At 67.4% G+C, this 20,918-nt stretch carries 23 protein-coding genes; 12 read left to right on the forward strand and 11 right to left on the reverse strand.

Annotated features, from left to right (window positions below; translation table 11 throughout):
- Positions 1 to 9: 9 nt before the first annotated feature.
- Together DR843_RS20545 and DR843_RS09535 are read right to left on the reverse strand one after the other, a co-directional pair.
- The gene (locus tag DR843_RS20545) at positions 10 to 486 is read right to left on the reverse strand and encodes a lipopolysaccharide assembly protein LapA domain-containing protein (protein ID WP_109685317.1); all 477 of its coding nucleotides are present in this window, start codon (positions 484 to 486) and stop codon (positions 10 to 12) included.
- A gap of 52 nt (positions 487 to 538) precedes the next feature.
- Complete coding sequence (locus DR843_RS09535; protein ID WP_425451554.1) at positions 539 to 2,302, reverse strand: proline--tRNA ligase; 1,764 nt, start codon at positions 2,300 to 2,302, stop codon at positions 539 to 541.
- Between the two features lie 138 nt (positions 2,303 to 2,440).
- Between DR843_RS09535 and DR843_RS09540 the strand changes: the two genes are divergently transcribed.
- The 3 genes from DR843_RS09540 to DR843_RS09550 all read left to right on the forward strand — a co-directional run bounded on the left by DR843_RS09540 (position 2,441) and on the right by DR843_RS09550 (position 4,986).
- Entirely contained in the window at positions 2,441 to 2,899 is a 459-nt protein-coding gene (locus DR843_RS09540; protein WP_109685321.1) for a lamin tail domain-containing protein, read from the forward strand.
- 222 nt (positions 2,900 to 3,121) lie between these two features.
- Positions 3,122 to 4,594, forward strand: coding sequence for an HNH endonuclease (locus DR843_RS09545; RefSeq protein ID WP_170119818.1), 1,473 nt, complete (start codon positions 3,122 to 3,124; stop codon positions 4,592 to 4,594).
- A 62-nt stretch (positions 4,595 to 4,656) separates the two neighbouring features.
- Complete coding sequence (locus tag DR843_RS09550) at positions 4,657 to 4,986, forward strand: nucleoside triphosphate pyrophosphohydrolase family protein (protein ID WP_109685325.1); 330 nt, start codon at positions 4,657 to 4,659, stop codon at positions 4,984 to 4,986.
- Between the two features lie 133 nt (positions 4,987 to 5,119).
- Here DR843_RS09550 and DR843_RS09555 read toward each other — a convergent pair whose 3' ends face one another.
- A complete protein-coding gene (locus DR843_RS09555) occupies positions 5,120 to 6,766 on the reverse strand; it encodes an acyl-CoA dehydrogenase family protein (protein WP_109685327.1) in 1,647 nt (548 codons plus the stop codon).
- A 51-nt stretch (positions 6,767 to 6,817) separates the two neighbouring features.
- Between DR843_RS09555 and DR843_RS09560 the strand changes: the two genes are divergently transcribed.
- Positions 6,818 to 7,636 (forward strand): maleylpyruvate isomerase family mycothiol-dependent enzyme, encoded by an 819-nt coding sequence (locus DR843_RS09560; RefSeq protein ID WP_170119819.1) that lies wholly within the window; start codon positions 6,818 to 6,820, stop codon positions 7,634 to 7,636.
- Positions 7,630 to 8,541 (forward strand): dihydropteroate synthase, encoded by a 912-nt coding sequence (folP, locus tag DR843_RS09565; RefSeq protein WP_109685331.1) that lies wholly within the window; start codon positions 7,630 to 7,632, stop codon positions 8,539 to 8,541. Before DR843_RS09560 ends, folP begins: the two co-directional genes overlap by 7 nt.
- On the opposite strand, the gene DR843_RS09570 is transcribed toward folP, so the two are convergent.
- Positions 8,525 to 9,205: a copper homeostasis protein CutC gene (locus DR843_RS09570; protein ID WP_170119820.1), complete on the reverse strand. Its 681-nt coding sequence runs from the start codon at positions 9,203 to 9,205 to the stop codon at positions 8,525 to 8,527. The genes folP and DR843_RS09570 overlap by 17 nt on opposite strands.
- A 10-nt stretch (positions 9,206 to 9,215) precedes the next feature.
- Here DR843_RS09570 and DR843_RS09575 point away from each other — a divergent pair, with 10 nt between their 5' ends.
- On the forward strand, positions 9,216 to 9,851 hold the full coding sequence (locus tag DR843_RS09575; protein WP_109685335.1) for a pyridoxamine 5'-phosphate oxidase family protein: 636 nt from the start codon (positions 9,216 to 9,218) through the stop codon (positions 9,849 to 9,851).
- The gene (locus tag DR843_RS09580; protein ID WP_109685336.1) at positions 9,848 to 11,164 is read left to right on the forward strand and encodes a CoA transferase; all 1,317 of its coding nucleotides are present in this window, start codon (positions 9,848 to 9,850) and stop codon (positions 11,162 to 11,164) included. The genes DR843_RS09575 and DR843_RS09580 overlap by 4 nt, the downstream gene beginning before the upstream one ends.
- On the opposite strand, the gene DR843_RS09585 is transcribed toward DR843_RS09580, so the two are convergent.
- The 3 genes from DR843_RS09585 to DR843_RS09595 all read right to left on the reverse strand — a co-directional run bounded on the left by DR843_RS09585 (position 11,104) and on the right by DR843_RS09595 (position 12,986).
- The gene (locus tag DR843_RS09585; RefSeq protein ID WP_109685338.1) at positions 11,104 to 11,793 is read right to left on the reverse strand and encodes a hypothetical protein; all 690 of its coding nucleotides are present in this window, start codon (positions 11,791 to 11,793) and stop codon (positions 11,104 to 11,106) included. The two genes, DR843_RS09580 and DR843_RS09585, sit on opposite strands and share 61 nt — an antisense overlap.
- 77 nt (positions 11,794 to 11,870) lie before the next feature.
- On the reverse strand, positions 11,871 to 12,254 hold the full coding sequence (locus DR843_RS09590; RefSeq protein WP_109685340.1) for a DoxX family protein: 384 nt from the start codon (positions 12,252 to 12,254) through the stop codon (positions 11,871 to 11,873).
- Positions 12,255 to 12,299: 45 nt separating this feature from the next.
- Positions 12,300 to 12,986: an SDR family NAD(P)-dependent oxidoreductase gene (locus DR843_RS09595; RefSeq protein WP_109685342.1), complete on the reverse strand. Its 687-nt coding sequence runs from the start codon at positions 12,984 to 12,986 to the stop codon at positions 12,300 to 12,302.
- 96 nt (positions 12,987 to 13,082) lie between these two features.
- Here DR843_RS09595 and DR843_RS09600 point away from each other — a divergent pair, with 96 nt between their 5' ends.
- The gene (locus tag DR843_RS09600) at positions 13,083 to 14,168 is read left to right on the forward strand and encodes a hypothetical protein (protein WP_109685344.1); all 1,086 of its coding nucleotides are present in this window, start codon (positions 13,083 to 13,085) and stop codon (positions 14,166 to 14,168) included.
- A gap of 7 nt (positions 14,169 to 14,175) precedes the next feature.
- Here DR843_RS09600 and DR843_RS09605 read toward each other — a convergent pair whose 3' ends face one another.
- Positions 14,176 to 15,021, reverse strand: a complete 846-nt coding sequence (locus DR843_RS09605; protein ID WP_170119821.1) for a GNAT family N-acetyltransferase — start codon at positions 15,019 to 15,021, stop codon at positions 14,176 to 14,178.
- Between the two features lie 558 nt (positions 15,022 to 15,579).
- Between DR843_RS09605 and DR843_RS09610 the strand changes: the two genes are divergently transcribed.
- Positions 15,580 to 16,125 (forward strand): DUF402 domain-containing protein, encoded by a 546-nt coding sequence (locus DR843_RS09610; protein WP_109685346.1) that lies wholly within the window; start codon positions 15,580 to 15,582, stop codon positions 16,123 to 16,125.
- Here DR843_RS09610 and ispG read toward each other — a convergent pair.
- Complete coding sequence (ispG, locus tag DR843_RS09615; RefSeq protein ID WP_109685348.1) at positions 16,118 to 17,272, reverse strand: flavodoxin-dependent (E)-4-hydroxy-3-methylbut-2-enyl-diphosphate synthase; 1,155 nt, start codon at positions 17,270 to 17,272, stop codon at positions 16,118 to 16,120. The two genes, DR843_RS09610 and ispG, sit on opposite strands and share 8 nt — an antisense overlap.
- Positions 17,273 to 17,331: 59 nt before the next feature.
- Between ispG and DR843_RS09620 the strand changes: the two genes are divergently transcribed.
- Complete coding sequence (locus tag DR843_RS09620) at positions 17,332 to 17,670, forward strand: VOC family protein (RefSeq protein WP_109685350.1); 339 nt, start codon at positions 17,332 to 17,334, stop codon at positions 17,668 to 17,670.
- On the opposite strand, the gene DR843_RS09625 is transcribed toward DR843_RS09620, so the two are convergent.
- Positions 17,667 to 18,959: a M50 family metallopeptidase gene (locus tag DR843_RS09625; RefSeq protein ID WP_109685352.1), complete on the reverse strand. Its 1,293-nt coding sequence runs from the start codon at positions 18,957 to 18,959 to the stop codon at positions 17,667 to 17,669. The two genes, DR843_RS09620 and DR843_RS09625, sit on opposite strands and share 4 nt — an antisense overlap.
- A 17-nt stretch (positions 18,960 to 18,976) precedes the next feature.
- Entirely contained in the window at positions 18,977 to 20,179 is a 1,203-nt protein-coding gene (gene dxr / locus DR843_RS09630; RefSeq protein WP_109685354.1) for a 1-deoxy-D-xylulose-5-phosphate reductoisomerase, read from the reverse strand.
- Between the two features lie 35 nt (positions 20,180 to 20,214).
- On the opposite strand from dxr, the gene DR843_RS09635 reads away from it, so the two are divergent.
- The gene (locus DR843_RS09635) at positions 20,215 to 20,475 is read left to right on the forward strand and encodes a type II toxin-antitoxin system Phd/YefM family antitoxin (protein ID WP_109685356.1); all 261 of its coding nucleotides are present in this window, start codon (positions 20,215 to 20,217) and stop codon (positions 20,473 to 20,475) included.
- Entirely contained in the window at positions 20,475 to 20,861 is a 387-nt protein-coding gene (locus tag DR843_RS09640) for a type II toxin-antitoxin system VapC family toxin (RefSeq protein WP_172461491.1), read from the forward strand. Before DR843_RS09635 ends, DR843_RS09640 begins: the two co-directional genes overlap by 1 nt.
- The last annotated feature ends 57 nt before the right edge of the window (positions 20,862 to 20,918 follow it).

Below are 20,918 nucleotides of genomic sequence, written 5' to 3' on the forward strand. Positions count from 1 at the left end.
CCAGTTCTATCAGGACTTCAGCACGGCCTTGCTCAGGCCCTTGACCCGCTTGCGCAGTTGCAGCATCCGGATGCCGCCGGGAATCGCCACGAGCAGGATGCCGGCGACCGCTGCGATGACCAGCGCGATAGCGATGGAAACCTGCCCGCTCAGGCCGAGGAAGTGCAGGGTGACCTTGTCCAGGTTCTGGCCGATGAAGATCATCAGCAGGATCAGCAGAATGGCCACGACGATGAGTCCGACGTACCAGACGCTGGCGCGCGTGCGGTGCAACAGGTCCGACTGCGCCAATTCCTCTGCGTGTGACGGCTGGCTGGGCTGGACTGGTTTGTTCGCGGATTTCGGCGTGCCCTGCGGCTCACCCTTGGTCGGCGCGGCGGCCTGGCCCGGGACAGTCTCGTCGGTGCTGGCCCGGGCAGCAGAAACCCGTCCCGCCGCCGGATCGGAGGCGTGCGGCTGGGGCGTGGAGGAACCCTTGTCGGTCATGTCACCGATCGTTCCACAACCGACCGACGTATCCGCCCGGCTGGGTGAGGTGTCACGCGTTCGCGGCGTTGATCTCCCCCAGCACCTCGGCGACCACACTCGACACGGGAACCTCGCGGCGCTCCCCCGAGCGGCGGTCCTTGATCTCCACGACCCCGTCCGCCAGGCCCTTGCCGACCACGACGATCGTGGGGACACCGATGAGCTCGGCGTCCTTGAACTTCACCCCGGGCGAGACCTTCGGCCGGTCGTCGTAGAGGACTTCCAGCTGCAGGGCTTCGAGCTCGCGGACGATTTCCTCGGCCTTGAGGTAGACCGCGTCGTCCTTGCCAGTGGCCACAATGTGTACGTCGGCCGGGGCGACGGTGCGTGGCCAGATCAGACCGGCGTCGTCCAGGTTGTCCTCGGCGATGACTCCGACCGCGCGCGTCACGCCGACGCCGTAGGAGCCCATCGTCACGGTGGTGAGCTTCCCGTTCTCGTCGAGCACCTTCAGACCCAGCGCCTCGGCGTACTTGGTGCCCAGTTGGAAGATGTGCCCCATCTCGATGCCGCGCGCGAGTTTGAGGGTGCCAGAGCCGGACGGTGAGGGGTCACCCTCCTTGATCTCGGCGGCCTGGATGGTGCCGTCGGCGGTGAAGTCGCGCCCATAGACCAGGTCGATCACGTGGTGCCCGGGCTGGTCGGCGCCGGTCACCCAGGCGCTGCCTTCGGCGATGCTCGGGTCGAGCAGGTAGCGGATCCCCTTGTCCTCCCCCAGCGCGCCGGGGCCGATGTAGCCCTTGACCAAGTGCGGGTACGTCGCGAAGTCCTTCTCCTCGAAGGGTTCCACTTCCGCCGGCGAGACTTTCGCCTCCAGCCGCTTGGCGTCCACGTCGCGATCACCGGGTACGCCGATCGCCAGGGGTTCGCGGGTGCCGTCGGGTTGGCGGAGCATCACCAGGACGTTCTTCAACGTGTCGGCCGCCGTCCACGCGCGGTTGTCGGTGCGCGGGTGGTTCGCGTTCAGGGCGTCAACGAGGGTGGCGATCGTCGGGGTGTCCGGGGTGGGCTCGATGTGGCTATCGCCTACAGTCACTTGCTGTTTCGGCGCTTGGGGAACTTCGACGGCTTCCACGTTCGCGGCGTACCCCGAATCATCACGCACGAAGGTGTCCTCACCGTGCGGGCTGACGGCCAGGAATTCCTCGGAGGCCGAGCCGCCCATGGCGCCGGAGTCGGCGTGCACGATGACGTACTCGAAACCGAGGCGGTTGAAGATCTTGATGTAGGCGTCACGGTGCCGGTCGTAGGCCTTCTGCAAGCCGGCAGCGTCGATGTCGAAGGAGTAGGAGTCCTTCATGATGAACTCGCGGCCGCGCAGGATGCCCGCCCGGGGGCGCGCTTCGTCGCGGTACTTGTTCTGGATCTGGTAGAGCGACAGCGGCAGGTCTTTGTAGGAGGAATACATGTCCTTGACCGCGAGGCAGAACATCTCCTCATGCGTCGGGCCGAGCAGCATGTCGTTGTCTTTGCGATCCTGCAGCTTGAACAGGTTGTCGCCGTACTCGGTCCAGCGGTTGGTCGCCTCGTAGGGCTCGCGCGGCAGCAGGGCGGGGAACTTCACTTCCTGCGCACCGATCGCGTCCATCTCCTCGCGGATGATGTTCTCCACCTTGGCCAACACCCGCATGCCCAGCGGCAGCCAGGTGTAGATGCCCGGGGCGACGCGACGGATGTAACCGGCGCGGACCAGCAGTTTGTGGCCGGGCAGTTCGGCGTCGGCCGGGTCGTCGCGCAGGGTCCGCACGAACAGGGTCGACATACGCATAGCCACGGGAGTGCTCCTTGGGATGGTGTTTCGGCTGCCCTGGCGAGGATAGTCGCGACCGGTTTCCGGCGTTGCATCTCGGAGTCGAGGCTGAACGTTTAGTGTGAGCACGCTGACAATGCCGTCCCCTGATCTGGAGGTTCCATGCGTCTCGTTCGCGTGCTGCTCGTACCCGTCTGCACCGCCGCTCTGGTCGCGCCGGTGTTTGCCACGCCGGCAGAGGCCGCCACTGCCCCGCTGAAATTCGGCAAGTGGGTCGCCGACCCGCCGGGCAACGACTTGCCGGCGAACAACGTCAAGGTGAATCGCGAATACATCAGCGTCACGAACACCACGAGCAAGACCATCGCTCTGACGGGCTACCGCGTGCGGGACAAGAAGGGTCACGTCTTCGTCTTCCCGAAAGGTTCGAAGCTCGGGGCGAAGAAAACCGTCAAGGTGCACAGTGGCTCGGGGAAGAACACCGCGACCGACGTGTATTGGAAGCAAGGGTTCTACGTGTGGAACAACAGCGGCGACACGGCGTACCTGGAGAAGCCGAGCAAGCAATTGATCACCACCTGCACGTACAAGAAGAACGGCTCGGGATTCAGGAACTGCTGAGGCACACCCTCCGAGTGCCCGGCTCACTGAACGTTGTCAGTGGTCGGTCGTAGAGTCGAAGCGGCAGCTCAATGAGTGGCCCGGGTTGGCCGAAGTTTCCTGCAGCACAACGGAATTCGTGGTGCAGAGTTGTGCACAAGCCCTTCCCGGGCTGGACATCTGTGCGATAAGATGGGGCATCGGTTCTGGGGAGGGCCGAGCAGTCCAGGAGGGAGGGTCGCCATGGCTTCGTCGTTGTCGGTTGAGGAACTGCGCGCTGTTCGCGAGCGCCTGCTCACCGCCAGTGACGGGGTCGATCCCGACCTGGCGTTGGTGCTGATCCGCGAGTTGGAAGAGCTGAAGAACACCGCGACCGCGGTGCAGGCCGAACTCTCGGTCGTGGTGCACGACAGCCAGCGCGCTGCCGATCAGGCCCGCGGCATCAGCGCGGACGAGACCGCCCGAGTCGTCGGAGCCCAACTGGGGTTGGCCCGCCGGGAGAGCCCGAGGTTGGGAACCCGGTTCCTGGGGGTGGCCCGTGCGGTCGTGATCGAGATGCCCCACACGGCCGCAGCGCTACGGGCCGGGACCATCAGCGAGTGGCAGACCACCCAGGTCGTCGCCGAGACCGCCTACCTGTCACAGGAGCACCGCGGGCGTGTGGATGAGGCGATCCAAGGAGCACTGGGTAAGGCCACCGGGCGACGCTTGGCCGGCCTGGCCCGTCAGACCGCCTACCGTCTCGACCCGGAAGCAGCGGTCGCGCGCCGGGCGAAAGCCGAACGCGAACGACGGGTGTGGGTGCGGCCGGCACCAGACACCATGACCTGGCTGACCGCGCTCCTGCCGGTCAAAGACGGCATAACGTGCCTGGCCGCCCTGGAAGCCGCCGCCAACTCAGCTGGCCATGACCCGCGGGGTCGCGGCCAACTCATGGCCGACACCCTGGTCGAGCGGATCAGTGGCCGACGCGCATCATGCGCGCCGCAAGCAACCACACCACCAGCAGCCGACGAGCAGACGGCCGCGGCGCGGGCGGGCGACGCGCCAACGCCGGACGTACGGGAGGGCGCATGGCAGGTGGCCGACACGCAGGCCGGAACCGGCAACCTCGACAGCGAGCGCAACCCCACCAGCCGCAACGGCAGCGACGTGACCGGCGTCCCGGTCGTGACGGTCAACCTGCTGGTCCCGATCGAGACGCTCACAGGAGAAGCACCCGCGGACCTGGAAGGCTTCGGGCCGATCCCCGCCGACCTTGCCCGGCAGTTCCTGGCCGAGCACGAGGAAGCAGGCGGAGTGATCCGACGGGTCTTCACCGCGCCCGACACCGGAGAGTTGATAGCCATGGACTCCCGGGCACGACGATTCACCGGGCTCCTGGCAGCATTCGTCCGATTACGAGATCAGACCTGCCGCACCCCGTTCTGCGATGCACCCATCGGGCAGATCGACCACATCCAACGCCATGCCGACGGCGGACGCACCAGTGCGTCCAACGCCGAGGGGTTCTGCGCACGCTGCAACTACACCAAAGAGCATCCTGACCTTCGGGTCAGCGGCAACGCGGCCGAGCAGACTACCGCCACGCGCGGCCTGACCGAGACCAGCAAGCCGCCCTCGCCGCCAGGCTCCTTGAGACCTTCGGCCTGCACCATGCGCCGCCACACCAAACGCATCACGACGCGATTACCCGAACCCGCCACTGCTGCGTGACGCATGCTTCGTCGCCGCATCCGCCGGTGTCTCGCTTAACCCGCGATACCTACGCTGTGCGGATGGAATGCAACGAATACCAGCGCGCTGCTTTGCGGACCGCGCGAGACAAGGACGCACCGGATGAGTTCATCCATCTGGTCCTCGGCCTGGTCGGGGAAGCCGGTGAGATTGCCGAAAAGGTGAAGAAACTGATTCGCGACGAAGGCGCCGACCCGGCCCGCCTCGATCGGGACGACATCACGGCCGAACTGGGTGACGTGCTCTGGTACACAGCGGTCCTGGCCAACTTCTTCGACATCTCCCTGGCCGAGGTTGCGCAACGTAACGTCGAGAAACTGGCGGACCGACAGCGTCGCAACGTCATTGGTGGATCGGGCGACCGTCGATAGAGAGGGACGCTGGAGGCGATCCAGCTGGCTTCGGCGATGCCTGTCGGGAGTAGAACGGTCGCCCTCTCCCCTGACGACAGTCTGAAACGGGTGGCATCCCAGCTTGGGCTTGAGCTGCTCGACCCGGCTTGAGTCACGCCTTAGGTAGCGCTCGGCGGACGATCGCGTCGGTGTCCAGACCCGGCGGCAGCGTGCCGAAGACCCCGGCGTGGTTGCCGAGGACCCGGCTGGTCACGAACGCATCCGCAACAAACGACGGGCTGTGCCGGATCAGCAGCGACGCTTGCAGCAGGACAGCCATCCGGGCCGTGATCCAGCGCGCCGAGTACTCAGCCGACGCGGCATCGGACAGGTTGGCCAGCACCTTCTGCACCTCCACGACCGCGTCGGTCAGGCGGGAGTCGCCGGCAAGGGACACCTCGGTGTGCCACGCCTCGACGCCCTCGGGAACCTTCTGCAGCACCCGCAGCACGTCCAACGCGTTGACGTTGCCGCTGCCCTCCCAGATCGAATTCAGCGGCGACTCGCGGAACAGCAACGGCATGCCGGACTCTTCGGCATACCCGTTGCCGCCGAACACCTCCAACGCTTCCGCCGCGAGGAACGAGGCGCGCTTGCACACCCAGAACTTCGCCAACGGCAACGCCATCCGGCGCAACGCCCGCTCGTGCTCATCGTCCGGACGCTCGACCGCGAGCGCCAACCGCAACCCGATGTGGGTCGCGGCCTCGGACTCAATCGCCATGTCTGCCAACACGTTTGACATCGCCGGCTTGTCGATCAGCAACCCACCGAACGCCGATCGCTGCGCGGCGTGCCAGGTCGCCTCCGCCACACAGCGCCGCATCAGGGCCGCCGAGCCGAGGACGCAGTCCAGCCGCGTCGCGGCGACCATCTCGATGATGGTGCGAACCCCGGCCCCTTCCTGCCCCAGCCGCCAGGCGAACGCGTCGTGGAACTCCAGCTCCGAGGAAGCGTTCGACTTGTTGCCCAGCTTGTCCTTCAGGCGCATGATCGCGATCTTGTTGCGCGATCCGTCCGGGCAGATCCGCGGCAGCAGGAAACACGTCAACCCGCCGGGTGCCTGGGCCAGGATTAGGAACACGTCGTTCATCGGCGCCGAGGTGAACCACTTGTGGCCGCGGATCGAATACGACCCGTCATCCTGCGCGGTCGCCACCGTGACGTTGGTCCGCACATCGGAGCCGCCCTGCTTCTCCGTCATGCCCATTCCCGCGAGCAGACCTCGCTTGTCGGCGAGCGGTCGCAACCCGAAGTCGTACTCCGTGGAGCCAAGCCCGGGGCTCAACAGCGCGTCCAACTCGGGCGAGGCACCCAGAGCCGGCACCGCGGCGTACGTCATGGTCATGGGGCAGATGTGCCCCGGCTCGATCGCGGCCCAGGCGATGTAACCGGCCGCTCGGCGTACGTGCGGCAACGGTTCGTCCGAGGTCCAGGCGGTCGCGCCCATCCCGTGCTCCAACGAGGTGCGCATGCACCAATGCCAACTCGGATGGAATTCGACCTCGTCGATCCGGTCACCGAACCGGTCCAGCGTCTTCAGCGCCGGCGGATAGGAATTGGCGAGGACCCCGTGCTCTCGCGCCTCCGCCGATCCGGCCACCCAACCCAGCGGGGTCAGGGAGGTGACCAGGGCCGAAGCGTCCTCCCCGGCGTAGGCATCCAGCGCGCCGAGCAGCGCCTCATCGGTGAGTACGGCGTTGTGCCCGGCCAGCACGGACGCCTGGTTAACGGGGTGGCGGGCGAACGGATCGGTCATGCCTCCGAGCGTATGCCTGCGCGGGATGGGGGCCTCGGTAGGTTGTTCCTCATGCTGGGTTTGGAGGACTACCTCGATGCGTTACGTACGGCGACCGCCCGGATGATCGCGGACGCCACCGAGCCGCCCCGACCGGACAACGTGGACTGGGACGACGAGCCCACCAGCGAAGACGCCGACTGGGACGCGATCAGCCCGACCGCTCCGGAGTGGTCGGTCCGCCAGGTTGTCGCCCATCAGGGCATGGTGCATCGGTGGGCCACCGGCGTCATCACGGGTCGCATCGACATCTCCGCCGGCCCTGAAGTCACCGATCTGATCGAGGCCGAGGGGATGAACACCCCCGATCCAGGAGGCTGGCTGCAGCGCGGATCGGAAGCGCTGGAGTGGGTGCTGCGCGGCACGGCCGAGGACGCCGACATCCCCTTCTTCCTCCGCAACGCCGGGGCACCACGGGACGCGTGGGCGCGCCGCCAGGCCCACGAGACCACGATTCACTGGATCGACGTGTACGCCGCCCGGCTGGGTTCAGCGCCGGACAGCAGCGGCCTGGACATCCCGGCCGAGTTCGCCGCCGACGGGGTCGATGAGTTGCTCCGCGGTTTCCTGCCCAGGTCGAAATCCGGCATGCGCACCGCCCGCGACGTCGTGGTGGCCGTCCACGCCACCGACACCGGTGACACCTGGACGATGCGGTTGGGATCGGCACCGCCGGAATTCAGCACCGACGCCGCGGACAACCCGGACTGCACGTGGCACGCAACCGCCGTGCAGCTCTACGCCGGTCTGTGGAACCGCGGCGACCAGATCGTTCAGGACGGACTGGACGTGTTGTCGGTGTGGCGGGAGCGTGCAGCCGTCGCATGGTGACGCCAGCACCCCTGCTGCTGCGCGGGCGAATCTTCGATGCCTCGCGGCCCGCGGTGATGGCGATCGTCAACCGCACCCGGGACTCGTTCTACGCCGGAAACCGACACCATGACGACGAATCTGCTTTCACCGCAGTCGAATCGGCGCTGACTGATGGAGCCGACATCATCGACGTCGGCGGGGTGCGTGCGGGGCAGGAGGGTGAAACGGTCTCCATCGAGCAGGAGATCGACCGCGTCGTCCCTTTCCTGATCGAGACCCGACGACGCCACCCCGAGGTCATCCTGAGCCTGGACACCTGGCGCGCCCCCGTGGCGTCGGCGGCCGCCGAAGCGGGACTGGACCTGGTCAACGACACCTGGGCCGGGCACGACCCGCAGTTGGTCGAGGTCGCCGCCCGGATCGGCGCCGGCATCGTCTGCTCACACAGCGGTGGCCTACCACCGCGCACCGATCCTGTCGACGTGCACTACGCACATGACGGTGAGCCCGAGGACGAAGCGCTCCTGTCCGACGTACGCCGAGTGCTCACCGCGGGTGCCCACCGCGCGCTGTCCGTGGGTATCCCCCGTGATCGCATCCTGCTGGATCCCACGCTCGATTTTGGTAAGACGACCGCGCACTCACTGGTGCTGCTGCGTAATACCTCGGATCTTGTCGATCTCGGCTTCCCTGTGCTGCAGGCCATTTCGCGCAAGGACTTCGTCGGTGAGAGCCTTGATCTTCCCGCCGACGAACGCCTCGAGGGCAGTCTCGCAGCAACAGCGATTGCCGCCTGGCAGGGCGCGACGGTCTTCCGGACGCACGACGTGCGTGCCACGCGCCGGGTGCTGGACATGGTGGCCACGATCCGTGGCGACCGGCCTCCGGTGCGTCAGGAGCGCGGCGTCAGCGGCTCCGCCTGATCGCGGCCTCGAACTGCCGGGCGACCGCCACGTCGGGCTGACCGTCGCCGCTGGCCGAGGCGTGGATCGCCGAAACCCGCGCATCGATGAGAGCCGGGACTGAAGCGACGCTCACTCCCCCGCCGGCCATGATCTCGATCTGTCCCTCGGCGGCCTGCACCATCGCAGCGATCGTCGCCACACCGTCCGGAGCCTTGGCCGCGCCCCCTGAGGTGAGCACTCGGCGTACTCCCCTGTCCCGCAACGAGATCACTGCTCCCACGGGATCGGCCAGGCTGTCGACCACCCGGTGGACCGTGACGCTGGCATCGCCCACCGAAGACACCACCCGGTCGACGAACGCAAGGTCGAGCACGCCACGTTCACTGGCTCCGATCACGACGCCGTCCGCGCCGTGCTGCACCGAGGTGACGGCGTCGGCGACCATCAGGTCCAGCTCGGCGGGGTGGTACTCGAAACCGCCCGGACGAGAACGCACCAGCACGTGCACCCCCGGCCCACCGGCATCCCGGGCTGCGACCGCGGCGTCGATCAGCGCCAACGACGGGGTCAGGCCACCAAGCTCGAGGGCACAGCACAGTTCGATCCGATCGGCTCCGACGCTGGCCGCAACCTCGAGGCCGTGTGGGTCCTGGGCGATTAACTCAAATGCGGGCACTGTCATAGTGGACAGCATGGCCTACGACGACCTGCCGACGATCGATTCCGCCGCGGCGCTCGAGTCCTACGGGGTGCCCCAACCAGCGGTGCGCGACAAAGTCCGCGATCGCCTGCACGATCTGGACAGGCAGTGGATCTCCCACTCCCCCTTCGTGGTCCTGGCCACCGCCAGCCCCGACGGCCGGTGCGACGCCTCCCCGAAGGGCGACCCGCCCGGCTTCGTCAAGGTGCTCGACGAGCACACCCTGGTCGTGCCGGAGCGCGCCGGCAACAAGCGCTTCGACGGCTACCACAACGTGCTGACCAACCCGCACGTCGGACTGCTCTTCCTGATCCCCGGTCGCGGTGACACGTTGCGGGTCAACGGTCGCGCCCGGTTGGTCAGCGATGGCCCGTTCTTCGACGACCTCGTCGTGAAGGGGCATCGACCGGTGATGGCATTGTTGCTGGACGTGCAAGAGGTGTTCTACCACTGCGCCAAGGCGTTCATGCGCTCGCAATTGTGGGAGCCGGCGACGTGGGATCCCACCGTGATGCCGCGGCACGCTGTCATCGCCAAGGAACTCGTCCGCCCGGACAGTCCGCTGGCCGAACTCGACAAGTACTACGACGTCGAGCGGTACAAAGCGGGGCTCTACCCGACCTCATGACCTGGCCGTCGCTTGACCTGCCGTGGCCATCGGATGCCACCGTGGAAGGTCCGCGAGGCTGGTGGCACGGTCCGCTGGACGTCGAAGCGATCGCGGTCGGCGCCGTGAGTGCCGCCGTGAGTGCTGCGAATGCGCTTGCTGCCCAACGCGGTTCATCCTGGAGGGGCGCGGTCAACAGCGCCCTGGTCGGCACTTCTTTCGACTCCATCGGAGTGCTTCGTCGCGACGACGAGCCGATCGCCGCGTGGGCCGAACTCTCCGGCTTCTTCGAGGCCGCTGACGGCTGGGTACGCCTGCACGGCAACTATCCACACCACGCGGCGGTCATCCGCGCCTACACCGGCGCCCATGACAGAGCCGGGGCGCAGGCGGCCCTGCGCTCGCGAACGGCCCCCGACATCGAGCGGGACGTCCGGGCCGCCGGGGGTATCGCCGGCACTGTACGTTCGATGCACACGTGGCGTGCCCATCCGCAATACCGGGAGGCTGTCGAGGGACAAGGCCTGATCACCCTGGACGACCCGACCGGGAGCGGCCGACCGCTCAGCCCCACCGACGACGCACCGATGGTCGGCCTGCGCGTGCTCGACCTGACCCGGGTCATCGCCGGTCCGACCGCCACCCGGCTGCTGGCGGCGCTCGGCGCCGACGTCCTGCGTCTGGATCCGCCCGCTACCCCGGAACTGCTCGACCAGCACCTGGACACCGACTTCGGCAAGCGGACCGCACTGGTCGACCTGGCGCAGACCCCCATCCAGGACCTGCTGGACACGGCCGACGTCGTGGTCACCGGCTATCGGCCGGGCGCGCTGGCGAGGTTCGGTCTGTCGAGCGGGCGCCTTCTCGCCCGGCGCCCCTGGCTCATCAGCGTCGATCTGTCCGCGTGGGGCGCGACCGGACCGTGGGCGCACCAGCGGGGCTTCGACAGCATCGTCCAGGCGGTCACCGGCATCGCCACGACATACGCCGATCATGGGCGTCCGGGGGCCCTGCCCGTCCAGGCGCTGGACCACGCGACCGGCTACCTGATGGCCGCTGCCGTGATGCGGTTGCTCGCCGCCAGGGAGAGCGACGGCGGCCGGGCGGCGCACCTGTCGCTGGCCCGCACCGGTGCCTGGTTGCAGGACCACCCAGCCGAGCCCGGCGGATCGGTGAGCGTTGTCGAGGACCGATTCTTCGGTGAGCGGCCAAGCCCATACGGCCGCTTGCGCTATGTGCGCCCGCCGGTCGTTGTCCGCGGTGAACCGATCGACTATCCCTCGCCGCCGGACGAGTACGGCCAGGCCGCATGCGCGTGGAACGCACCTGAGTGACGTCGCCCGGCGACCTCGCCGGCAGCCACGCTCGGCGCGTCACTGGCGTCCTCGACCTGTACGCGGATGGGCACGCCCGCCGCTGCCCGGCGCCATTCCGGCGACGCGAAAAAGCCGGCCGTTCCCGCGACGACGACACGTTGCGCGCCCACATCGACGCTGACCGAATGCAACCCGGTCGTGTCGGTGGAAACCTTCGTCATCACGGTGTCGGCCATCTTCTCCAGCGTCTCAGCGGAGTACTGCACCTTCATCGGTGTGATCCCGGCAGCCGCCATCGGACCGCGCTGGTTGTCGAGCGTGTAGTAGCCGACCATTCGTGAGGGATGCCACTCGAAGGCAAAATTATCGGTGCTGATGTGCAACTCGCGGGCGACCTTCGCGATGGTCTCGGATCCTGCGTTCTGGTAGTCGAGTTCGTCCTGGCTCGGCGTCGTCGGGTCCGAAGAATCCGCGCCAGGAGATCCGACCGGCGTCGTCGACGGGGCGACGTGACGTGCTGGGCTGGCAGTGGTCGTGGCCGGGGCAGGACTGCGGCCACCTTCCGTCGCTGATCGACCACACCCCGCCAGGACGAGGGCCGCGACAACGACGCTCAGCCCGGCCATCATCGGTCGCGAGCGAGCCATGATGCTCATCCTTCGGTCAGCACAACCGGATTGATCAACACCGCCACGATACAAGTCTCCTCGGCAAACCGCCGGGACTACGCCGATCGTGCGGCCAGCGCGCCCTTGATCAACGGCCACTGCAAGGGCAGCCGGGCGATGGTGCCGACCTGCATCGCGCGGCGCTGCGTCGTGGGTTTGCGCTGCGCCGCTTGCCACGCGTCCACGGCCATCTGCACATTGGCCGGCAACACCGCTACCAGGAGACCCGCCGAGGCGAGACCCGCAACCGAGCGGGTCTTCGGCGCGACCAACCCTGCGGCGCAGGCCAACTCGGCTACCCCGCTGGCGTAGACCAGCTCCCGTTTGGCCGGAAGCACCTTCGGCACGATCGGTTCGAACACCTGCGGGCGGACCAGGTGAATGACACCGGATCCGGCGAACGCACCAACGACGATTTTGCTCAGCAGCGGAAGCGACATTCACGCAGCCTTGCAGACTCTCTGATGTGCCGTCACACCCTGCCATCACCAGGCAACCGGATTGCCTTCGTAGTCCAGGAACTGCAGGCCACCATCGTGGGCGTGGGCGAGCATGACCTCGACGACACCATGCGCGCTCTCGGCGACAGTGAGGGAGGCTCCGTCGCCGCCCAGCTGTGTCTGCACCCACCCGGGATGCATGAGCAGGAGCGTGACGCCCTGCGGTGCGCGGGTGGCGTAACTGCGCATGAGTTGGTTCAGGGCCGACTTGCTCGCCCGATAGACCTCGTGGCCGCCGCGGGTATTCATCCCGATACTGCCCTGGCGGGAGGACATCACCCCGATGGTCCCGGTGTCGGACACGCGGTCGGCCAGCCGTTCGATGACGTGCAGCGGGGCGAGCGCGTTCGTGACCAGCACCGTGGAGAAGACGTCCGCCGGCACCTGCCCAGCGGGAACGTCGGGATCGGTGACGCCTGCGTTGACGAAGAGCAGATCGAGCTCCGATGAGGCGAAGTGCTCTCGCAGCTGGTCGATCTGGGCATCATCGGTGACGTCCAGGCGCACGATGTGGATCGTTCGTCCGGGCTCATCAGCGAGGTTGTGCAGTTCGGTACGCCGATCGCCGCGCACCGTGCCCGTCACCTCCCAGCCGTGGTCGGACAGTTCCCGCACCACAGCTGCTCCCAAGCTGCGGGACGCCCCTACCACCAACGCCTTCTTTGCGTTCATCCGTCGAGCCCTCTCCTCATCCGCCCGACACGTTGTTCGGCGCATCTATCCTCATCGGGTGCCGCAGCGTCCGACCTCATCAACCGACGGGGCGCCATGACATCGCGCACCACGGCGATGGTGGCCTCCGCCGCGGTCTTCCTGCTGGCCCGAAGCCTCTGGCTGGTGTCCCTGCTCATGGTGACACGAGACGGTCGGCCGCGATCGGCGTACACGATCCTGACCCGATGGGACGGTCAGTGGTACGCCCGGATCGCGACCTCCGGCTACGGACACTCCTGGCTCGCACCCGACGGCGGGCGCCGGTACGACTACGCGTTCTTCCCCCTGCTGCCGCTTCTCGAGAGAGCCGGTCATGCCCTGACCGGGCTTGCCCCCGCCAACGTCGGGTTGGTGGTTTCCTGGACCGCCGGCGCCCTCGCAGCCGCGGGAATCTGTGCTCTGGGCACCGAACTGCACTCGCCCAGAGTCGGTTTCGTTGCGGCCTGCCTCTGGTCGATCCTGCCGATGAGTGCCGTGCTCGCCTTGAGCTACTCGGACACCTTGTTGGCGGCCCTCGCCGCATGGGGCCTGGTTGCGCTTCAGCGAGAGAACTGGGTGACGGCCGGATTGCTCGCCGCCGCAGCGGGATTCACCCGGCCGACCGGCGCCGCACTGGTTCTGACCGTGGCTGCCGCCGCTGTCGTCGCAGCGACTCAACAACGGCGCTGGCGACCCATGCTCGCGGCGGTCCTCGCCCCGACCGGACTGCTGGGCTACCTCGCGTGGGTGAGCGCACAGACTGGTTCGGCTACCGGGTACTTCGACGTGACCGACGGCTGGCACAACGGCTTCGACGGCGGCCTGTCCTTCGTGCGATGGATCGGGACTCTCGGCCCCCTCGCCATCGCGGTGATCGCGGCTGTCGCCACCCTGATCGGCCTGTGGTTGTTGCTCATTCGCGACCACGAACCCTGGCCGGTGATCCTCTACACCGCGGTGGTCATCACGATGGCGCTCACGACGTCGGGCTACTTCGGGTCCAAACCGCGCTACCTGCTGGCGGCGTTCCCATTGCTGCTTCCGGTCGCGACCCGCCTGACGAGGCGCTCCCAGCCGTTGGTCGCAGGCGTCCTGATTGCTCTGGGACTGATCGGCACGACGTACGGCGTGTGGTGGCTGACCGGCGCCGGCCCACCCTGATCGCACGCTAGAGGATGACGGTGGCGAACTCGCCGACCTGCCGGAAGCCGACCGCGGTGTAGGTGCGCACAGCCGGTTCGTTGAAGTCGTTGACGTAGAGGGTGACGGTGTGGGCGTAAAAGTCCAACACCTGTTGGACGACTGCGTTCATGGCTGGGATCGCGATGCCCTGGCCGCGACGATCCGGTGCGACCCACACACCCTGGATCTGTGCGACCCCGCTGGCGACCGATCCGACGTCAGCCTTGAACACCACCCGACCCCGCTCGACCAACACGAACGTCTGACCAGCACCGATCAACGCGCTGACGAGCCGCCGGTAGTCCCGGTCCGACCCGACGTACGGGCGGTAACCGATCTCCTCGGTGAACATGTGCGCGGACGCGGGCAGCACGAGATCCACCTCGTCCGGACGGGCCGGCCGCACCCGCGGGTCGATCTCCCGACCGGTCGCCAGCGGCGCAGTGCTGACCGCCATCATCGGCTGATGCCGGCGCAGGGAACGCGGAGTGCCCCAGTGACGTTCGAGACGACCCCACAGGGCCAGCACCTGGGCGGCATCACCGAACAGCGACGAAGTACGGCGCTGATGTTTGCGCAACCGCTCGGCGTACGCGTCCAGGGCAGCGTCATCGGCGTTCACCGGGACGACGTTGGCCGACATCCAGCACAGCGAGCGCAGACCGTCGGAGTCGTCCACTCCCAACGCGGACGAGGTGGCGTAGGGGCCACCTTCCAGGAGTCGGGCGGCGACAAAGACGTTCGTCAGTGGATCCAGGTCGCACACGTCGAGGGCAGCGCCGTAGTCGTCACGACCGAGCACCCGCGCTCCGTGCATGATCCGCAACACCATCTAAGAGTGCCTGCCCGGGGGCACGCGCGGGTGAGAAACGCCCGAGTTTCTCCCAGTCCCGCGGTTACGGTGGCGGTTGTGTCCGTTGACCCATCAAGCCTTTTGCCGGGCACGCCAGTCCTCGAGAACTACCGCAAATGGGACGGCCGTGAGCATTGGCAGGTCGACGGGCTCCTGCTCGGAAGTGACGCCTGGGGCACCTGGGTCGGATTTCCGGCCGGTACGCGGATGCGCCGACCCGGCCGCGATTTCAGCGTCCAGCACGCGCGGGTCGCGCTCTTCCCGCCCGCACACGGCTGGGCGGCGAGTTTCTGGGCGAGCGGGAATGCTGGTGCCGCTGCGAGGACGAGTTCCTCGAGCACCAGGTTCTCTTCGACTACCCACCGCAGGTCATCGCGCAGGTGCGCGCCGTCGCCGACGCGCTGTTGGAAGAAGTCCGCGCGCACCGGCCACCCTTCGACGAGGACACCGGCCGGCACTGGCTCGACATGCTGCGAAGTCTCTGAGTCCGCGGAGTTTCAGCGGCTTTCCGCGGCTCTTCGTTGCTTAGCTATCGGGATGGACGATTCCGCGCGCCCCGGGACCCCGGTGCACGTCAACTTCACCAAGTGGGACGGTCGCCAGCACTGGCAGTCCGACGGTGTGCTGCTGGGTGATGACGAGTACGGCGTGTGGGTCGGCTTCTCCGCGGACACCGAGTTCTACCGGCCGGGCCGCCGCGTGGTTGCCAAGCGCGACCACACCCTGCTGTTCCCCCGCCACGAGGGCTGGGTCGGGCGGCTCTACGACACCGGCCCGGAGGGTTTGATCCGGTACTACATCGACCTGGCGACCGTGCCGGTGTGGACGACAACCGGGTCCGGGCTCGAGGTGTCCATGATCGACCTCGATCTGGACGTGGTCGAGCGAGGCGGCCAAGCGCCGTACGTCGATGATGAGGACGAGTTCCTCGAGCACCAGAAGCTGTTCGGCTACCCGGACGAGGTCATCGCGCAGGCCCGCAAGGACGCGGACGGGTTGCTGGCCGACGTCCAGGCGGGGCGGGCACCGTTCCGGCAGGACGTCGTACGTCGATGGGTCGAGGCCCTGCGCGACCTCAGCTGATCGTGACCGCCGGCGCCGAACCCTCCACCGGCTCCATCTCCTCGGCGATCCGCATCGCTTCCTCGATCAGCGTCTCCACGATCTGCGACTCGGGGACGGTCTTGATGACCTCGCCCTTGACGAAGATCTGGCCCTTGCCGTTGCCGGAGGCGACGCCCAGGTCGGCCTCGCGGGCCTCACCCGGACCGTTCACGACACAGCCCATGACGGCCACCCGCAGCGGCACCTCCATGCCCTCCAGGCCCTTGGTGACCTGCTCGGCCAGCGTGTAGACGTCGACCTGGGCGCGACCGCAGGACGGGCAGGAGACGATCTCCAGCTTGCGGGGCTTGAGGTTCAGGCTTTGGAGGATCTGGTTGCCGACCTTGATCTCCTCGACCGGCGGCGCGGACAGGGAGACCCGGATGGTGTCGCCGATCCCCCGTGACAGCAGCGCGCCGAACGCCACGGCGGACTTGATGGTGCCCTGGAACGCCGGACCGGCCTCGGTCACACCCAGGTGCAGCGGCCAGTCACCGCGCTGCGCGAGTTGCTCGTAGGCCCGGACCATCACGACCGGGTCGTTGTGCTTGACCGAGATCTTGAAGTCGTGGAAATCGTGCTCCTCGAAGAGGCTCGCCTCCCAGACCGCGGACTCCACCAGGGCCTCCGCGGTCGGTTTGCCGTACTTCTCCAGCAACCGCTTATCCAGGGACCCCGCGTTGACGCCGATCCGGATCGAGACGCCGGCGTCCTTGGCGGCCCGCGCAATCTCCTTGACCTGGTCGTCGAACTTGCGGATGTTGCCGGGGTTCACGCGCACCCCCGCGCACCCGGCGTCAATGGCCGCGAAGACGTACTTGGGCTGGAAGTGGATGTCCGCGATGACCGGGATCTGGCTCTTCTTGGCGATCATCGGCAACGCGTCGGCGTCGTCCTGGCTCGGGCAGGCCACCCGCACGATGTCGCAGCCGGCGGCGGTGAGTTCGGCGATCTGCTGCAGCGTGGCGTTGATGTCGGTCGTCGGCGTAGTGGTCATCGACTGCACCGACACCGGGGCATCGCCACCGACCTCGACTTTGCCGACCCGGATCTTGCGGGACTTGCGCCGCGGCGCAATCAGCTGCGGGGCTTCTTTGACCGACGGCATGCCGAGCGAAACACTCATGCCATCCAGTATCCCCCAGGGTGGCGGCAGTCCCAGCCACCCGCCGTACCGTCACCCTCATGAAGCTGCAGCCGATGGTGCACGTCGAGGAACTGGCGCCCAGCCTGGAGTTCTACCAGTCGTTGGGCGCATCGGTGTTGCACGCCGATCCGGACGGTGACTTCGCGCTCCTACACCTAGCTGACGGCACGGAGTTGTCGTTGCTGGCCCACCCGCCGAACCCCGAGCAGCACGAGGGCGAGGTGGAGCTGAATTTCGAGGCAACGGACGACGAGCTCGCGCAGTTCGCGACGTCGCCCTATGCGACGGGGCCGGTCGAAACCACCGGGTTCGGGCGGCAACTGATCCTGCGCTCCCCCGGCGGCCTGCTGATCAAGCTGAACCGGTTCGGGGACTAGAACTTCACCGGATTGACGATATCGGCGTACATCAACAGGGCCGACATGCCGATCAGGACCAGCGCCACGGCGTACGCCACGGGCAATCCCTTCGCGACGTCGACGTAGACCTCACCGGTCTGTCCGCGTAGCCGGGCGATCCGCCGCTTCACGCCCTCCCAGAGCGCGCCGGCGATGTGCCCGCCGTCCAACGGCAGCAGCGGCACCAGGTTGAAGACGAACAGCGCCAGGTTCAGCCCGGCCAGCAGGCTGAGCAGCATCACGACCTTGTCCAGCAGCGCCACGTGCGAGTCGTTCGCGACGTCACCGCCGAGCCGACCGACACCGACCACGGAGACGGGCGATTCCTGGTCTCGCTGCTGCCCGCTGAACGCCGCCTGGAAGACTCCGGCCATCTTCTGCGGCAGCTTCAGGAAGACGCTGGCGGTCTGCTTCAGTCCGTTGCCGATGACCCCGGGTACCTCGCTGACCGGCTGCCGTACGTAGATGTGCGTCGAGGCCAGCGACGCGCCGACCATGCCCGTCTTCTCGGTGACTGCCTTGCCGTTCGCGTCGGTGACCGCATTGCCGTCCGCGTCCAGTTTGGGCAGGGTGCCTTCCTCCGGCGTGACGGACAGGGTGATCTCCTGACCATCCCGACGTACGACGATCGGCACCGTTTCGCCCGCATGCGGGCGGATCTGCTGGGTCACCTGAGTGGGAGTGACGACGGCAACCCCGCCCACCGATACGACCTTGTCGCCATCCTTCAACCCGGCCTTGGCGGCGGGACTGCACGCACTGCTGGTGCACGGCGCGATGCCGCCCAGCACCGTGCCGGTGATCTTCGGGGTGCCGATCCCGACCAGGATGATCAGCATCAACACCGACGCGATGACCAGGTTCATGAACGGGCCGCCGAACATCACGGTGACCTTCTGCCAGGTCTTCAGCCGGTAGAAGGCTCGCTGGTCGTCGGCCTCACTGACCTCCGCCTGCGCTTCGTCGCGCATCTGGTCGACCAGTTGGCTGAACCGCCCGGTGGACGCGTTCGCGGCCCGATGCCCGGGTTTCGGCGGGAACATCCCGATCATCCGGATGTAGCCACCTAGCGGGATCGCCTTGATGCCGTACTCGGTCTCCCCGCGGGTCCGCGACCACACCGTCGGCCCGAAACCGACCATGTACTGAGTCACCTTGACGCCGAACTTCTTGGCCGGCACCAGGTGGCCGATCTCGTGCAGCGCAATGGACAACGCCACCCCGAGCGCGATGAGCAGGACGCCGACTACGAACAGCACGTTCGGCATCCTCGCACGCGCATCTGTCAGTCCTTCAATAGTTCGTGGGTGCGGATCCGCGCCCAGTCCTCGGCGGCGAGCACCGTGTCCAGATCCAGCTGTGTGTCCGGGGTGTGCTCGTCGACGACTCGCTGCACCGTCGGCACGATGTCGGTGAACGCGATCCGCCCGGCGTGGAACGCCTCGACGCACTCCTCGTTGGCCGCGTTGTAGACCGCCGGGAAGGTCCGGCCCGCCTCCCCGACCTGCCGGGCCAACGCCACCGCCGGGAACGCTTCGTTGTCCAGCGGCTCGAATTCCCAGCTGCGGGCCTGGGTCCAGTCGATCGGCGCCTCCGCGTCAGGCACCCGGTGCGGCCAGTCCAGCCCCAGGGAGATGGGCACCAGCATGCTGGGCGGGCCGCACTGCGCCACCGTTGAGCCGTCAACGAATTCCACCATCGAGTGGATGTACTGCTGCGGGTGCACCACGACCTCGATCTGCTCGAACGGCACGTCGAACAGCAGATGCGCCTCGATGACCTCCAAGCCCTTGTTGACCAAGGTGGCCGAGTTGGTGGTGATGACCTTGCCCATCGCGAAGTTCGGGTGGGCAAGCGCCTGCGCAGGGGTCACCGCTTTCAGTCGCTCAGGTGACCAGCCACGGAACGGGCCGCCGCTCGCGGTGACGACCAATCGGCGTACCTCGGGCTTGGTGCCTGCCAGCAGGCACTGGGCGATCGCGCTGTGCTCACTGTCGACGGGCACCAGCTGCCCCGGCTTCACCCGCTCCTTGACCAGCGGTCCGCCGACGATCAGCGACTCCTTGTTCGCCAGCGCCAACGTCGAACCAGCTTGCAGCGCAGCCAAAGTCGGGCGCAACCCGATCGATCCGGTGATCCCGTTCAGGACGACGTCGGCGCCACTTTGCGCAACGGCCACGCTCGCGTCGGGGCCGGTGACGATCTGTGGCAGGTACGCCGATCGGCCGGCTTCCCGGGCCAGCTCACCGATCCGGGTGGCCAGGTCGCGCTCCTGCCCGCTCGCGATTCCCACCCGCTCCGCTTGCAGTTGCACCGCCTGCCGCGCGACGAGGTCGAGATCCCGGCCACCGGCGCTAATCGCGACGACGCGGAAGCGATCCGGGTTGGCCGTGACGATCTGGACGGCCTGGGTGCCGATGGAACCGGTCGATCCGAGCAACGCGACGGTGCGCTGCGTTTCTGAGGCTGCTGAACTCACGGGCGCCATTCTCCCCCAAGCCACAGTGTTCTACGATGTAGCACATGGAAGTCGGGATTCGCGCGCTCAAACAGAACGCCTCGCAGGTGGTTTCCGCGGCAGCCGCCGGCGAGTCGATCACGATCACTGACCGTGGGCGACCCGTGGCCCGGCTGACGCCGCTTGAGCAGTCTCTCCTTGACCGGCTGATTGCCTCCGGCGCGGCGCGAGCACCGTTGCATGCGCTCGCCGACCTTCCCGCCCCCCAACTCGAGGCAGATCTGAGTTCGGTTCTGCGAGACATGCGCGACGACGAGCGGTACTGATGATCTACGCCGACACGTCCGCCCTGGTGAAACTGGTGGTGCGCGAACCGGAATCAGCAGCAGTCCACCAACTCACGACATCGGGCGCGGTGCTGGTCTCGAGCGATCTTGCGAGAACCGAGTTGCTGCGAGCCTCACGGCGCAGCACTCCTGCGGCAGTGAGCGCGGCCCGCGATGTTCTGTCCCGGTTGGTTCTGCTGGCCGCGACCCCGGCGATCTTCGACGCCGCCGCCGTTCTGGAGCCGATCACGCTGCGCACCCTGGACGCCGTCCACTTGGCCAGCGCGTTGACGCTGGGCGACGAGTTGGAAGCCGTGCTCACGTACGACGCGCGGCTGGGCGAGGCCGCGAACCACCTGGGCCTACGGGTGCTGGCACCGTCCTGAGCACACGACAGGGCTGGACGGCCGGCTTTGGATGTCGTTGGCGCATTCGCATCCGAC

The organism is Branchiibius hedensis (assembly GCF_900108585.1).
Classification (GTDB): domain Bacteria; phylum Actinomycetota; class Actinomycetes; order Actinomycetales; family Dermatophilaceae; genus Branchiibius; species Branchiibius hedensis.